This window comes from Salinicola sp. (genome assembly GCF_982684285.1).
The window spans coordinates 1-14,815 of record NZ_CEXLVS010000090.1 but is presented as its reverse complement, the minus strand read 5'-3'; the positions used below and the strand labels follow the sequence as shown (position 1 = coordinate 14,815).

General features: G+C 67.4%; 13 protein-coding genes and 1 pseudogene. 8 read left to right on the top strand and 6 right to left on the bottom strand.

Annotation, left to right across the window (positions count from 1 at the left end; all coding sequences use genetic code 11):
* Positions 1-214: M24 family metallopeptidase (locus AC3AYF_RS09775; protein ID WP_487779681.1), on the bottom strand; the 214-nt coding region annotated here is incomplete at its 3' end.
* Between the two features lie 108 nt (positions 215-322).
* Between AC3AYF_RS09775 and AC3AYF_RS09770 the strand changes: the two are divergent.
* The 5 genes and pseudogenes from AC3AYF_RS09770 to AC3AYF_RS09750 form a co-directional block, all read left to right on the top strand.
* Positions 323-775 (top strand): annotated as a pseudogene (locus tag AC3AYF_RS09770) (phosphoenolpyruvate carboxylase); the annotation flags it as partial.
* A 93-nt stretch (positions 776-868) separates the two neighbouring features.
* The gene (locus AC3AYF_RS09765; RefSeq protein WP_295037494.1) at positions 869-1,858 is read left to right on the top strand and encodes a DnaJ C-terminal domain-containing protein; all 990 of its coding nucleotides are present in this window, start codon (positions 869-871) and stop codon (positions 1,856-1,858) included.
* A complete protein-coding gene (locus AC3AYF_RS09760) occupies positions 1,855-2,160 on the top strand; it encodes a chaperone modulator CbpM (RefSeq protein WP_295037496.1) in 306 nt (101 codons plus the stop codon). The genes AC3AYF_RS09765 and AC3AYF_RS09760 overlap by 4 nt, the downstream gene beginning before the upstream one ends.
* A gap of 196 nt (positions 2,161-2,356) precedes the next feature.
* Positions 2,357-3,040: a nucleoside/nucleotide kinase family protein gene (locus tag AC3AYF_RS09755; protein ID WP_295037498.1), complete on the top strand. Its 684-nt coding sequence runs from the start codon at positions 2,357-2,359 to the stop codon at positions 3,038-3,040.
* 70 nt (positions 3,041-3,110) lie between these two features.
* The gene (locus AC3AYF_RS09750) at positions 3,111-4,541 is read left to right on the top strand and encodes a sugar porter family MFS transporter (RefSeq protein ID WP_295037500.1); all 1,431 of its coding nucleotides are present in this window, start codon (positions 3,111-3,113) and stop codon (positions 4,539-4,541) included.
* Between the two features lie 14 nt (positions 4,542-4,555).
* Here AC3AYF_RS09750 and AC3AYF_RS09745 read toward each other — a convergent pair whose 3' ends face one another.
* Together AC3AYF_RS09745 and AC3AYF_RS09740 are read right to left on the bottom strand one after the other, a co-directional pair.
* A complete protein-coding gene (locus AC3AYF_RS09745; RefSeq protein WP_295037501.1) occupies positions 4,556-6,583 on the bottom strand; it encodes a DNA topoisomerase III in 2,028 nt (675 codons plus the stop codon).
* A 97-nt stretch (positions 6,584-6,680) separates the two neighbouring features.
* Positions 6,681-8,594: a hypothetical protein gene (locus AC3AYF_RS09740; RefSeq protein ID WP_487779680.1), complete on the bottom strand. Its 1,914-nt coding sequence runs from the start codon at positions 8,592-8,594 to the stop codon at positions 6,681-6,683.
* A 118-nt stretch (positions 8,595-8,712) separates the two neighbouring features.
* On the opposite strand from AC3AYF_RS09740, the gene AC3AYF_RS09735 reads away from it, so the two are divergent.
* Positions 8,713-10,533 carry an SEC-C domain-containing protein gene (locus AC3AYF_RS09735; RefSeq protein WP_295037505.1) on the top strand — a complete coding sequence of 607 codons (1,821 nt, stop codon included), beginning with the start codon at positions 8,713-8,715 and terminating at the stop codon, positions 10,531-10,533.
* Between the two features lie 17 nt (positions 10,534-10,550).
* Here the strand turns inward: AC3AYF_RS09735 and AC3AYF_RS09730 are convergent, their stop codons facing one another.
* Positions 10,551-12,044 (bottom strand): AmpG family muropeptide MFS transporter, encoded by a 1,494-nt coding sequence (locus tag AC3AYF_RS09730; RefSeq protein WP_295037506.1) that lies wholly within the window; start codon positions 12,042-12,044, stop codon positions 10,551-10,553.
* Positions 12,045-12,318: 274 nt separating this feature from the next.
* Here AC3AYF_RS09730 and rfaH point away from each other — a divergent pair, with 274 nt between their 5' ends.
* Entirely contained in the window at positions 12,319-12,855 is a 537-nt protein-coding gene (gene rfaH / locus AC3AYF_RS09725; RefSeq protein ID WP_295037508.1) for a transcription/translation regulatory transformer protein RfaH, read from the top strand.
* A 61-nt stretch (positions 12,856-12,916) separates the two neighbouring features.
* Entirely contained in the window at positions 12,917-13,432 is a 516-nt protein-coding gene (locus AC3AYF_RS09720; protein ID WP_295037509.1) for an FKBP-type peptidyl-prolyl cis-trans isomerase, read from the top strand.
* Between the two features lie 18 nt (positions 13,433-13,450).
* Here the strand turns inward: AC3AYF_RS09720 and AC3AYF_RS09715 are convergent, their stop codons facing one another.
* The gene (locus AC3AYF_RS09715; protein ID WP_487779679.1) at positions 13,451-14,056 is read right to left on the bottom strand and encodes a lytic transglycosylase domain-containing protein; all 606 of its coding nucleotides are present in this window, start codon (positions 14,054-14,056) and stop codon (positions 13,451-13,453) included.
* Positions 14,057-14,070: 14 nt separating this feature from the next.
* The coding region (locus tag AC3AYF_RS09710) for a His/Gly/Thr/Pro-type tRNA ligase C-terminal domain-containing protein (protein WP_295037512.1) at positions 14,071-14,815 on the bottom strand (745 nt) is incomplete at its 5' end.

Below are 14,815 nucleotides of genomic sequence, written 5' to 3'. Positions count from 1 at the left end.
GGGCCGTGGCCAGCTCGCGGGCACCCGGGGCGTCGCCCGCCTCGAGCCGGCGATGGGTGGCGGGGCCGTGGTGGGCGCCCGAGCGCGGCCCCGAACCGACCATGGAGCGGATGCCCGGATAGCCGCAGCCGTTGCCCATCATGGCGGCGGTAAGGGCCGCGTCCACGTCGGTCTCGCGCAGGCCGGGCTCGAGGGCGTCGCGCGCCGCCGCCATCGCCAGGTCGGCGACCCGGCCCGCCTCGCGCATGACCGCCACCTCGCGCGGCGACTTGATGCGCCGGACGTCCTCGCCCAGGGTCGAGCCGTCTGCGATCTCCGCCCCGGCAGCGGCGAGGCGTTCGCGCCGCGGCTGGAGGAGCACGGGGGGCTCGACAGACTACGAGAGATGCGCGAACAGTGGCCCTTCTTCGGCACCTATCTGGATATGCTCGAGATGCTGCTGGCCAAGTCGGATCCGCTCATTGCGGCATACTATGAGAAGCGCCTGGTCGACGACCCCGCCCTGACCCGGCTGGGCGAATCGCTGCGCCAGCGGCTGGTCGATCTCGAGGCCGTGCTGCTGCGAATCCTCGACCAGCATCGACTGCTGGAGAACACGCCGTTGATCAGCCAGGCCATCGAGGTGCGCAACCCCTATATCGACCCGCTGCACGGCCTCCAGGCAGAACTGCTGCAGCGAAACCGGGACGCCAGCGGCGATATCACGCCAGAACTGTCGCGGGCCCTGATGGTGACCATGGCGGGCATCGCCGCCGGGCTCCGCAACACCGGCTAACCACGGCGGGCGGATCGATACCTGCTATAACGGTAATGATCGTCACGCCGGCCCGACTTCGGGTGCCGGCGGCCCCTCGACAGGGAGTGCGGCATGGAGTTCAAGGATTACTACGCGGTACTGGGCGTGGAGCGGGATGCCACCCAGGATGAGATCAAGCGCGCCTATCGCAGGCTGGCTCGAAAGTATCACCCGGATGTCAGCCAGGAAGCCGATGCCGATGCGCGCTTCAAGCAGCTGGGTGAGGCATACGAAGTCCTGAAGGATCCCGAAAAACGTCTCGCCTATGATCAGGTGGGTCAAGGTCAGCGGGCCGGCGAGGATTTCCGGCCGCCGCCGGACTGGGATGCCGGGTTCGAGTTTCGGGGTGGCGGTTATACCCAAGAGGGCTACTCCCAGGAGCAGCACGCCGCCTTCAGCGATTTCTTCGAATCGCTGTTCGGTCAACGTCGAGGGTCGGGCCAGGGTTTCGCAGGCTCGAGCGGCGATCCCGGCGGCATGCGGTATCGTGCTCGCGGAGAGGATCATCATGCCAAGGTGTCGATCGCGCTCGAGGATGCCTATCGCGGTGCCGTGCGCACCCTCACGCTGCAGAGCGGCGAACTCGATGAGCAGGGCAGGTTGCGGCCCCGCCAGCGGACCTTGAAAGTCCGGATTCCGAAGGGCGTGAAACAGGGCCAGCGAATTCGTCTGGCCGGTCAGGGGGAGCCTGGCATGGGTGGCGGTCCGGCTGGCGATCTCTATCTGGAGATCGAGTTCGAATCGCACCGGCGCTATCAGGTCGAGGGGCGCGATGTCACCCTGACCCTGCCCGTGGCGCCCTGGGAAGCTGCGCTGGGCGCGACGATCGCGGTACCGCTGCCCGAGGGTTCGGTGGAACTGAAAGTCCCGGCGGACTCCCAGGACGGGCGGCGCCTGCGACTCAAGGGTCGAGGCATTCCCGGCGAGCCACCGGGCGACTGCTACGTCGCCTTGAAGATCGTACTGCCGCCGGCGACGAATGACGACGTCAAGACGGCCTATCGCCAGCTGGAAGCGGTGGCGAACTTCAACCCCAGAGCGACAGCGGAGGGCAGGTCATGACCATCCACGATCTCACCCGGGTCCCGGTCGACAACCTCGACGAGACGCCGGTCCTGACGCTGGGCGAGCTGTGCCGAACCTGTACGGTACATGCCGAATGGGTCATCGAGCTGGTCGACGAGGGCGTCATCGTCCCCCACGGTCGCCGACGCGAACAGTGGCGTTTCTATGGAGCGAGCCTGCATCGCGTCAGGGTCGTCCAGCGCCTGCAGCGCGACCTGGGCGTCAATCTGGCCGGCGCGGCACTGGCGCTGGAACTGATGGACGAGGTCGCGCGTTTGCGTCGGCGAGCCGGCGAGTGACCCCCGGCCGGATACCGCGACTCGAAGCCGTACCGGCGCCTCGCGCCACTCGTCGGAGTGAATTCGGCGAGTGGCGTTTCGTCGGCCCCTGACGTTAGTAAGTTTACGACTTTGGTTGTGTCGCCGATAGACGACTCTCACCATCAAAATGAGCATGCTACGCTTGTTGCCACTTCCGGCTTTCCTGCGATCCCCCATGCGTATCACCACGACGGAGACGCGGACGCTATCGATCGATATCGATCCGCTCATTCTCGATGCCGCCCGTAGCTTAATCGATTCATCCCGACGTCGAATTCTCGGCCTGGTCGGTGCTCCCGGCTCTGGCAAAAGTACGCTCTCCGAGGCGCTTTTCGCTGCACTCGGCGATCGGACGCAGATCGTCCCCATGGACGGTTTCCATCTCTCCAATCGACAACTGGCGGCACTGGACCGGGCCGGGCGAAAGGGAGCACCGGATACGTTCGACGCGTTCGGCTATCGCGACCTGCTCAAGCGCCTTCGCGCCGGCTTCGGTGGGGAGACGGTCTACGCGCCGGGCTTCTATCGCGAGCTCGAGGAGCCCATCGCCGCCAGTATCGCGGTGGCGCCACAGACCTCTCTGATCATCACCGAGGGCAACTACCTGCTGCTCGAGGACGCGCCGTGGCCGCAGGTGCGGGAGATGCTGGACGAGGTGTGGTTTCTCGATGTCGACCGTGAGCTGCGCGAGTCCCGCCTGGTCGCCCGCCATCGGCAGTTCGGGCGCACCGAGCGGCAGGCGCTGGACTGGGTCCGCACCACCGATGCGCCCAACGCCGAGCGTATCGAGGCGCTAGCCGCCAACGCCGATCGCCAGCTGTGGTGGAGCGGCAACCGGATTCGATTCAAGGACACGTAGCAGAGACGTGTAGTCATCATTCGATCTGGGCGACTCAATCTCCAGGACGCCCGATTTCAAGGAGAGAAGCATGAATGCAATCGCTGCCGCCGGTCGCGGTCCGAAGCGCAAGGGGTTGGTCGTGATGGTCTCGGTCGTGGCCGCCCTGGGTGGTCTGTTGTTCGGCTACGATACCGGCATCATCGGCGTGGCCCTGCTCGGGCTGTCCAAGCAGTTCGCGCTGGACGACACGCTCAAGCAGCTCGTCACCGGGGCGATCATCCTCGGCGCCATCGTCGGCTGCGTGGGTACCGGCCGGCTCTCCGACCGGCTCGGGCGTCGCTGGACGATCGTGCTGGTCGGCGCGGTGTTCATCGTCGGCTCGATCCTGTCGGCGGCCTCGACCAGCGTCGGCATGCTGATCGCGGCGCGATTCATCCTCGGGCTCTCCGCCGGCAGCGCGACGCAGATCATTCCGGTCTATATCGCCGAGGTCACGCCGCCGGAGCACCGAGGCAAGCTGGTGGTGATGTTTCAGTTCATGGTGGTGTTCGGCATTCTCGTCGCCTACCTGGTGGGCTACGGCCTGGGCGAGCAGTGGCGCTGGATGTTCGGCCTGGGCACCATCCCGGCGGTGATCCTGATGCTGGGCATGCTGGTCCTGCCGGAGAGCCCGCGCTGGCTGGTGAGCAAGGGGCGTGAACCCGAGGCGCTGCATATCCTCGAGCGGGTACGTGCCAGCCGGGAGGGGGCGCAGTCGGAGATGGACGAGATCAAGGAGGTGTCGGCCCGCCCCGAAGGATCCTGGCGCGATCTGTTCCAGCCCTGGATCCGTCCGGCGCTGGTGGCCGGCGTGGGGATCGCGATGTTCTCCCAGATCACCGGCAACAATGCCCTGATCTACTACGCGCCGACCATCCTCAGCCAGGCCGGTTTCGGCGACGGCGCCTCGGTGCTGGCGGCCATCGGTGGCGCCGTGTTGATCAACCTGGCGACCATCCTGGGGATCTTTCTGGTCGATCGGATCGGGCGCAAGCGCTTCCTGCTGTGGATGGTGCCCGGCTCGGCGGTGGCGCTGGTGATCATGGGGATACTGTTCGTGGGCGGCGCCCCGGAGGATGCCTTCAGCCAGTACGCCCTGGTCGCCTGTCTGGCGATCTACATGGCGCTCAACTGCAGTTTCGGCGTCTGTCTATGGCTGATCAACGCCGAGGTCTATCCGCTGTTCGTACGAGGCAAGGGCGCCAGCATGGGCGCGCTGAGCCACTGGGTCTTCAACCTGCTGGTGACGCTGACGACGCTGTCGCTGATCAGCGCGCTTGGCACCTCCGGTACCTTCTGGCTCTATGCGGTGATCACTACGATCGCGCTCGTCTTCATCATCCGCTATGTACCCGAGACGATGGGGCGTTCGCTGGAGGAGATCGAGAGCGATCTCAAGAAAGGCGTCTTCTTCCCGGCGGACAAGGCCAGGGACGATTCGAAGGGGGCATCGGCGACGGCGGCAAACGCCGTCGAGTAACGGCTCGGGCTGGCTCACGAAGAGCGCTTTCGTGGACGTCGCGGGCGTGCTTGCCCGCCGTCCGCCGCGGCTTGCGACTGGCCGCCGTTCGTCTTGCCGCCACGCCGCGAGCGGCCCGCTCCGGCCTTGCGCCCCGAAGTACCCCGCCTGCCACGTTTGGGCGGCGGTGCGACCGGCGCCGTACCCTTGGCCGATGCCGCGAGCGCCTGGTTGAGACGCCCGGCGTCCGCCTGGGCCAGCAGCGCGCGGAGATCCTCGACCAGTGCGGTCAAGAACGGTGCGGGCGCATCCCGGTTCTCGGCGATCGCCGACAGCCGTTGCTCCCACAGGGCGGTGCGCTCGGGGCGAGTCGCGGCCGGCGGCAGCGAGTCGATCAGCGCATGCCCGGTGCGCGTGGCCTTGATGGCTTTCCCGTCGCGGACCAGATAGCCCCGGGTCAGCAGCGTTTCGATGATGCCGGCGCGGGTCGCCTCGGTGCCGAGACCGTCGGATTCGCGCAGCGTGCGCTTGACCGCAGGGTCCTCAACGTAGCGGGCGATGTTCATCATCGCCTTGATCAGGCTGGCATCGGTGAAGGGTTCCGGTGGCCGGGTCTCGCGAGCCTCGCAGCCGGCCTCGATCACGCTCGCCGCCTCGCCTTTCGTCAGCGGTGGCAGGGCTGGCACGTCGTCGCGCGTCGTGAACAGCGGCTTCCAGCCCGGCTCCAGAATCTCCCGCCCTTGTGCCTTGAAGCGCTCGCCGAGGATTTCGAACGTGGCCCGGGTCTCGTAGGTCTCCAGCGCCGGATAGAACTGGGCCAGGACGTTACGGGCGATCAACCGGAACAGGTTGGCCTCGTCGCGGCTCAGCTTCTCCAGCTCGGCCGGCCGGCCCGTGGGCGCCAGCGCATGGTGGGCGCCGACCTTGGCGTCGTCCCACGCCTTGGAGCGCAGGCCGAAGTCGGCCTGCTCGGCCCATTCCCGCAGCTGGCCATCGAGGCGACAGGCGTCGGTCAGGGTCCTGGCGGCCTCCCGGTGATGCGCGGCGGGCAGGTAACGGCAGTCGGAGCGGGGGTAGGTGATCAGCTGGTGGCGCTCGTAGAGCGTCTGGCAGACGTCGAGTACCCGCTTCGCCGACAGGCCGTGGCGGCGTGCGGCATCGATCTGCAGCGACGACAGCGAATAGGGCAGCGGGGCGGCCTGGCGCTTGCGCTTCTGGTCGAGTTCGGCGAGATGGCCCTGGGCGCCTGCGAGGCGCTGCGACAGCGCCTCGGCCGGACGCGGATCGAGCAGGCGGCCCTGTTCATCGAAACACGAGCCATCAAAAAACCGGCCATCCAGCGGGTGATGCTCGGCGGGTTGCCACCAGGCGCGCAGGGCGCCATTGGCGACCTGCAGGTCGGCCCACAACACGTAGAACGGCTTGGGTTCGAAGGCGGCGATATCGCGGTCTCGGCGCACCACCAGCCCGAGTACCGGCGTCTGCACGCGACCCACCGACAGCAATCCGTCGAACCCGGCCTGGCGCCCGATCAGCGTCCAGGCCCGGGTCAGGTTGATGCCGTAGAGCCAGTCGGCGCGGGAGCGAGCCTCGGCGGCGGCGTAGAGCGGCTGGTAGCGCTGATTGTCCTCGAGGCTGGCGAGTGCTTTAGCCACCGCCGGGCGGTTGAGGTCCTGCACCAGCAGACGCTGTGTCGGCCGGCGCCAGCCCAGATGATTCAAGACCTCCTGGACCAGCAGTTGCCCCTCGCGGTCGGGGTCGCCGGCATGCACCACGCTGTCGGCACCCTTGACCAGCTTGCGCAGGACGGCCAGCTGGCTTCGTGCCTGGCTTCTGGGCACCAGCTGCCAGCGCTCGGGAATGATCGGCAGGTCGTCGAGTCGCCACTGCTTGTACCTGGGGTCGTAGCGCTCGGGCGGGGCCTGCTCCAGCAGATGGCCGAGACACCAGCTCACCACGGTATCGCCGGCCTCGAGATAGCCCTCGCGACGCGTCGCCTTGACCGGCAGAGCATCCGCGATGGCGCGGGCGAGACTCGGTTTTTCGGCGACGATCAAACGCATGGCGCGCTCCGGTGATGGGGGGTGTGGTTGCTGGATTCTGCCGCGGCGTGACGCCGCGGGGAAAGCCGCGGACCCTAGGATGCCGTCCGGTGGCGAATCACTTCTCGAGATGGCGGCGCGCGCGAACCAGGGCACGATACCAGTGCCGATGGGGCGTCCCCACGGCCGGCGGCGCCATGCTGAGATAGCTGACATTGGGCGTCTCGCCGCGCTCCAGATTGACGTTGGTCAGCATCTGCAGCGTGGCCTCCCGGGCGCCGTACTGGCGCTGCAGGAACGCCATCGCCTCCGGCTCCAGGGCGACGCGATAATGCCTGACCAGGGCCAGCGCCAGCGACTCCGCCGTGCGCGACAGGTCGGTCTCGATCTCGCGGACCATGGCGGATCCCATCGCCGCTTTCGCCGCCACCGAGAGGTTGGGTTCGAGCTGCCCGAAGTCCGCCGCGTTGGTGCTGTTGATGGCGCGCTGTACGGCCGGCCGCGACAGGTGCACGTGAGGCTCCAGGGCCAGGAATATCTCTACCGCGACGCGCTTGGCGCTCTCGACGCCCACGCTGAGCTGAGTGTCGCGCTCGGCTTGCCGCAGCCGTTCCCGCAGGGTGCCGATGTTGGCCTTCTCGAGATAGCGGCCGAGCTGTTTGCAGACCACCGCCTTGGCCTCGTCGTCCAGGGCGATCTTGCTCTCGCGGATGCGCAGGCCCCGACGACCCGGGCCCAAGCGCAGCCGCGTGGAGTTGTCGGAGAGATCGGCGCTGACCGCTTCCCAGCGCTCGGCCATCCGCAGCCGATGCGCGTGGCTGCGGCCGACCTCGCTGTAGGCATTGGAGACGCTCTTGTAGAGCTTGATCGCGTTGGTCAGCACTTCCGCCTGATGACGCAGGGTCTGGCGATCGTCGCTGCGCCCGGTGTGAATGGCGTGGGCCAGCGACTGGATCTTCTCGCTCAGATCGTCGATGGCGGCAACACTGTGGGTCAGCAGCGCGTCGGCGCGCTGCCCGGCGACGCTCTCGGCGAGCGGGGTCACCGAATGCTCGATGAGATAGGTGTTCAGGGCCTTCAGACGGGAGAGACCGGTGGCCTGGGCGATACGGTGCCGGGCGCGCGCCTCCTCGAGGCCGTCGAACGCCCGCGCCAGCTTCCAGCGGCCGCGGTATTCGAACGACAGCACCGGTATCTCGCGGCCGCTGATCAGTTCGAATGCCAGGATCACCATCTCCTCGACGTCCTGCAGTGTCATCAGCAGGTCATTGTCGTTCTCGATCGCGGCCATGACGCGCTCGATGAAGTGCTCATCCCGGGGGACGCCGTAGCGTGGGTCCGGCGCGTGGCCTTCGAAGCGCTCCCTCAGCAGCGTGATCGCCGCCGGTGCCAGGTCGTAGAGTTCGGTGAAGCGGGGTTCGATCTCGTCACGGTAGATCTCGACCAGGTCGCTGACGCGGGCGTGAAGCCCGACCCGGCGATAGACGTCGATCTGGCCGATCAGGCGGGCGCTGTCGCGGTCGTCCAGCAGCTCGAGCGCCGCCAGTTCGACGCCCTCGGGGGACAGGTCCTGCTTGCGCAGCAGCATGGCCGCCGCTTCACGGCGTCGGGCATCGCCCTCGAGGCTTTCGACGATCAGGTTGCGGGTTGCCAGCAGGAGCTCCGGCAGCGTCTTGATGACCCGCTCGATGCGACTCGAGGTGCGCTCCAGCCGCCGTCCGCCGGTGAGGTGATGCAGCAGATTGGCGATGATACCCGCCGCGCCGGTGATGACCGTGAACGAGATGAAGAAGATGTAGTTCTCGAGCGTCGGTGCCTTGCCGTATCCCAGCAGGTAGCCACCCCAGGCACCCAGCAGCGTCACCGGCCCGGCGGTCCAGAGGATCTGGAGCAGGCTGACGGTCCACGGCACTTTCTCGACCGCCGCGGTGATCCGCCGGATTTCATCGCGACCCTCGCGTTCCAGTCGAACCTGAGGCGCATCGCTGGCCGTCGACTGCGAAGGGCGACGAAACGGGATCGGCAAGAGCACGGGCGCTCCTCTTTTGGCAGCGACGACGGGGGCGGCGGCTAAATTATCACCCCATGGCGGCACTCGCCAGCGCTGTTGCCCGGCGTGCTAGGATGGAGCCAGCAAATGGAGGAATGCCATGCTGACAGCTTGGGTCGAACAGCTGCTGGGTTTTGCCAGCGGCGCCCTCGAGGCGATTCGCGCCAATGAACACTACCCGACGATGATGGCATGGGCCCGCAGTGAGGGGGTCGAACACTGCGGCGGCAGCCTCGACCTGGCTCAGGCGCTGGCCCCTTTGATCTGGAACCAGACCCCGCTCAAGCGTCGCGACTTCGATACCGAACCCCTGGCCGAGCCCAAGCGCGACGAGCCGTGCTGGTGCGACTCCGGCCGGCTCTATCGTGACTGTTGCGCCCGCGTCGAGATGCCGAGCGTGATACCCGGGCATCTGATGTGGATGCTGTCGCTACGCGAATGGCGGGGCGAAACGCTGAAGGCGGCCCTGGAGAGTCGCAAGGCGCCGGCGCAGGCGCTGCTGGAGGCGGGCATCGTGTCGGCGGAGAGCGGCAACAACGGCCGGGCGCAGCAGATCCTGGAGTCGCTGTTCGCCGGCAACCGGGACTGGGAGGCGCTGGAGGAGCAGATCGAGCCGGCGTTCGAGATACTGGTCGATCTTTACCAGGAGCGCGGCTTTCATCGCAAGCGCGGCGCCCTGCTCGAGCGGGTGATGGCGGAGGGCCCCGACTTTCTCCGTGGCGCGGCGCTGGAGCGTCTCTGCCTGATGCACCTGGACAGCGGCGATCTCGCCAGCGCGCGGGAAGCGTTCCAGAGCGCGCAGCGAACGCTGCCGGACTCGCCGTCCCTGGCCTATATCGAAGCGATGGTGCTGCTTCACGAGGGCAACGTCGGCAAGGCGCGGCAGCGGGCGGCATTCTGGTGGCGGCGACTGTCGCGCCAGCACCATCTGGATCCGGATCAGCTCGAATTCATCGCCGAGCTGGCCGACGATCCCCAGGCGGCGCTGGCGGAGCAGGTGATTCACTCCGAAGAGGCGTTGTCCGGTCCACTGACGGCGCTGCAGGCGTTGCTGCACACCCAGCAGCGGCCGCCACGCCTCGAGCTGAGTCACGCCGATGACGGCGCGCTGCTGTACGAGCCCAGCGCCCGCGAGGCGTCGCTCTACCGGGGCTGGGCCGAGGCCTGCGAGGTCGAGATCGACGAGGATGCCGCGCTCGGATTCCTGGGCGACCCCTGGGTGACGGCACCGCAGTGGCTGCAGGCGCTGTGCTCGAATCCGGAGTGGCTCGACGCACCTCGCGTGATGCAGGCGTTGACGCTGGCGCTGGCCAGCCGCTTCGGTAGCCTGCCGTGGATGGTCGATACCTTCTTCACGCCATTGGCCGAACGCTACGGCTTCTGGCTGAGCCAGCTCGAGGACGCCGGTGGGACGTTCTCCTGGCACGACGCGGACAATGCCACGCTACTGCGGACCGGGCTGGCGCTGGTCATCGGCATGGAGCGGGGCGCGGGCCAGGAGGCGCGGCGACTGGCCCAGCGGCTGCTGGCACTGGACGAGGAGGACAGCCTCGGCCTGCGCGAGCTGGTGATCGATCAGCTGCTGCGCGAGGGGCGTGACGAGCAGGCGCTGGCGGTGAGCGAGCAGGGCCCGGAAGGCGCCGAGATGCTGGGGGTGCAGATGGGCAGGGTGCTGGCGCTCTATCGCCTGACCCGGCACGACGATGCGCTTGCCGTGCTGCGGGAGGTCTACGCCTCCAATCCCTACATCCTCACGATCCTGTGCGAGGACAGGCCCCGTCCGGCGCGGCTCGGCGAGGACATGCCGGAGCCGGGGACGCGGGCGGAGGCGTGGCAGTACCGCCAGCTGATGCGCGACCAGTGGGTGGCCTCCGATGGCGCGCTGGAGTGGCTCGCCCGGCAGAGAACGTCCCTCGGCTGAAGGTTTCGGCGGGCTGCTCAGCGGCCCGACTCCTCGCCCTGGCGCCCGTCGGCACGCATCGACGGGCGCGCTGCCCTCTCCTGAATCCCCGGGCTCTCCTGAAACTCCGGACTTCCCTGAAACGCCGCGGCCGGGTGCCCGGTCGTTGCGCCGCCGGTATCGGCCTCCGCGCCATCGAGTGTCGGCAAACGTCGACTGAGCCACCAGGCCAGTGCTACCGCAGGCAGGCCCAGCAGGCAGACGATGCCGAAGAAGCTGGCGTAGCCGAGATCGGCCACCACCAGGCCGGAGAAGCCGCCGATGAACTTGCCGGGTAGCGTCATCAACGACGAGAACAGCGCGTACTGGGTCGCGGTGTAGGTGCGCGAGGTCAGGCTCGACAGGAAGGCGATGAAGACCGTGCTGGCGAGTCCGTTGGCCAGATTGTCCCCGGTAATGGCGACGACCAGCAGCGGCAGGCTGTCGCCGCCGGTGGCGAGCAAGGCGAACAGCAGATTGGTCAGCGCCACGGCGAGCGCGCCCACGACCAGCATTCGGCCCAGCCCGTAGCGAACCACCAGCAGGCCGCCCAGCACGCCACCGCCGATGGTCATCAGCACGCCGAAGACCTTGGTGACGCTGGCGATGTCGCTCTTGGTGAAGCCCAGGCTCAGGTAGAGCGGGTTGGCCATCGCCGCCATCGAGATGTCGCTGATCCGGTAGATGCCGATGAAGACCAGCAGCCACAGCGCCAGCCGGCCGTAGCGCTGGAAGAAGTCGCTGATCGGGCAGACCACCGCGGCGATCAGCCAGGCACCGGCCTGACGCTGCCAACCGGGCCGCTGTCGCCGCTGGCGCAGGAAGCGCTTCACCCGCGGATGAAACAGCACCACCGAGAGACTCTGGGGGCGTGGCGGCTCCGGCCGCACCAGCACGGTTATCACGCCCACCGACACCAGCGCGGCCATGCTCAGGTAGGCGACCGCCCAGGAAGCGGCGTCGGCGATGTAGAGCGCGCCCGCGCCGGCCATCACGATACCGATGCGATAGCCGATGATGTAGGTCGATGCCATGGCTGCCTGGATGGCCGCTTCGCCGGACTCGATACGATAGGCGTCGATGACGATGTCCTGGGTCGCGGCGCCGAAGGCGGTGAGCAGGGCGAAGGCCGCCACCAGCGGCAGGTGGCCGGCGGGGTCCAGCCCGGAGAGACCGAGCAGGCCGCCGCCGATCAGGGCCTGGCCCAGCAGCATCCAGCTGCGGCGCTGGCCCAGCCAGCGCCCGACCAGCGGTAGCCTGACGCGGTCGACGATCGGCGCCCAGAACAGCTTGATCGAGTAGAGCAGCCCCACCCAACTGAAGAAACCGATGGCGGCCACTTCGACGCCGCTGTCCTCGAGCCAGGCGGTGAGCGTCGAGAACACCAGCAGGTAGGGTAGGCCGGCGGAAAACCCCAAAAACAGCAAGGTCACGACCGGAGCCCGCAGATAGACGCGCAAGGATGTCAGCCAGTCACGTGGCTCGTGTTGCATGCAACCTCCAAAGGAAACGCTGCCTAAATGTCTGCGCAGGTGAATCGCTGCGTTGCGCTTCATCCTGCTCGCCGATTTATTCAGTGTTTCCAAGAAACCGGATCGACCCGCCGCGGGCGGACGAGTCGGATCGAAAATGGTACGCTAGATGGCCTGTCGCGTCTGGCCCGAATGCCGTGTCGGCGATCCCGCGATAGCGTGTGATATTGCCCCGGCAGCGGGCGTGACGACATGGATTGTCTCTTTAGTGGCTGTGATCAGGAAGGATATACCGATGACCAGTGAGTCGACGCAGGACGGCGAGTCGCTACCCCGCTGGTACGTGATCCAATGCAAGGGCGGCGAGTCCTTTCGTGCCAGCGAACATCTCGACAACCAGGGCTACGAGGTGTTCCACCCGGTGCTCGAGGTCCAGAAGCGCCGGCGTGGCAAGCTGGCCTGGGTGGCCGAGCCGCTGTTCCCGCACTATCTGTTCATTCGTCTCGATCGAATGGCCAGCAACTGGCGGCCGATCCGTTCCACCCGTGGCGTATTGCGGCTGGTCAGTTTCGGCAACGAGCCGGTGTTCGTGCAGGATGCGCTGGTCGATACGCTACGCGACCGCGTCAGTGCCGACAGCAGCCGTGACCGCGCCAACGTCTACTATCGCCAGGGCGATATCGTCGAGATCACCGACGGGCCTTTTCGTGCGCTTCAGGCGGTTTTCGAGGCGCAGAAGGGCGAGGAGCGGGCCATCGTGCTGCTCAACCTGCTACAGCAGACCCAGCGTCTGGAAGTCTCCGTGGAGGCGTTGCGCAAGCATCCCTCCTGAGCCACCGATCCGACTGCCGCCAGTTCATCGCCACGAATACCACCCTCATTCTGGAGCCATCATGAGCCAGCTCGCCATCGAGCCGTCCCACGTTGCGACCCTTCACTATGTCCTCGCGGACGAGCGCGGTCGCACCCTGGACGATTCCCGGGCGCGTCAACGACCACTCGAATATCTTCACGGCCACGGCAACCTGTTCCCGGCGCTGGAGAGCGCGCTGGCCGCCCGGCGGGCCGGCGAGCGGCTGCGTGTCACGCTGGCGCCTGGCGACACCTATGGCCAGCGCGACGAAGCGCTGGTCAGCGTCAGCGCGCGCTCGGCTTTCCCGCAGGATCAGCGACTCCAGGCGGGCCAGCGGTTTCAGGCTCAGGGCCCGGACGGCCCGCGCACGGTCACGGTCGTGGCGGCCGACGACACGCGGGTCACCGTAGATGCCAATCATCCGCTGGCGGGGGAGACGCTGACCTACGACATCGAGGTGCTGGAGGTGCGCGAGGCGACGCGGGCCGAACTGGCCAAGGGCCATCCGCTCCCACCGGGGACGTCACATACCGAGGTCGAGGATCGCAAACGCTAGCTGTCGTCGGAGCTGGAGTCAGCGATCGACCCACCACCGGGTGAACCAGGCCTGCATCACCTGCTCCGGGTAGATCGTGCGGCCCAGGCTGCCGTTGTAGCGCGCCAGCGCGCGGGTCCAGTCCCCCCGTTCGCGCTCGAGATAGTGCGCGAGAATGGTGCAGCCGTAGCGAAGGTTGGTGTCGGTATCGTGAAGGTCGTCCTGGGGGCGGCCGAGCTCGGCTTTCCAGAACGGCATCACCTGCATCAATCCCAGCGCTCCGGCCGGCGAGACCGCCGTGGGCTGGAAACGGCTCTCCACATCGATCAACGCCAGGACCAGCTCTGGCGGCAGGCCGGCACGCCGGGCTTCGGCGTGGATTCGCTCGAGCAGGGTCAGCCGCTGGCGGCGAGAGGGGTAGGCCTTGGGCTGCCGCCTGGCCAGCCGCGACTGCATGTCCAGTAGCCATACCTGGGCGTCGAAGGCGTCCTCGAACCCGTCGGGCTCCGCCATGACCCGCGACAGGGCATCGAGCAGCGCCTGGGAGGGCGGCTCGTCGATCTCGCTTGCAGTCTGCTTCCCGGCATTCGCGCTGGCGGCGACGAGCCAGGTCGTTGCCGCCAGCGCGAGAAGAGACCTTGTCACGAGCTGGCGCGTGATCAGGCGAACCTGGCGTCGAGGAAGTGTCGGAGCTCGTCCACCGCCACCATGGTGACCTCGCTGTCGCGACGACCCTTGTATTCCAGCTCGCCGTTGTCGAGTCCGCGATCGCCGACCACCAGGCGATGAGGGATGCCCATCAACTCCTGATCGGCGAACTTCACGCCGGGGCGAAGATCGCGATCGTCCAGCAGCACATCGATGCCGGCATCGGTCAACTCCTGGTAGAGCCTGTCGGCCGTTTCGCGAACCCGATCCGACTTGTGCGCGTTCATCGGCACGATCGCCAACTGGAAGGGGGCGATGGCATCGGGCCAGATGATGCCGCCGGCGTCGTGGTTCTGTTCGATGGCTGCCGCCACCACGCGGGTGATGCCGATACCGTAGCAGCCCATCCACACGGTCGCCGGTTGACCGGTGTCATCGAGCACGGTGGCGTTCATGGCCCGCGAATACTTCTGGCCGAGCTGGAACACGTGGCCGACCTCGATGCCCCTGGTGATCGACAGCGTGCCGTTGCCATCCGGCGACGGATCGCCTTCGACCACATTGCGCAGATCCGCGACTTCCGGCAGCGGCAGGTCGCGCTCCCAGTTGATGCCGAAGAGATGTTGATCGTCGACGTTAGCGCCCGCACCGAAGTCGCTCATCAGCGCGACGCTGTGATCGACGATCAGTCGCAGCGGCAGCCCGACCGGACCCAGCGAGCCGGGGCCCGCGCCGATGGCGGCCCGAATCTCCTCC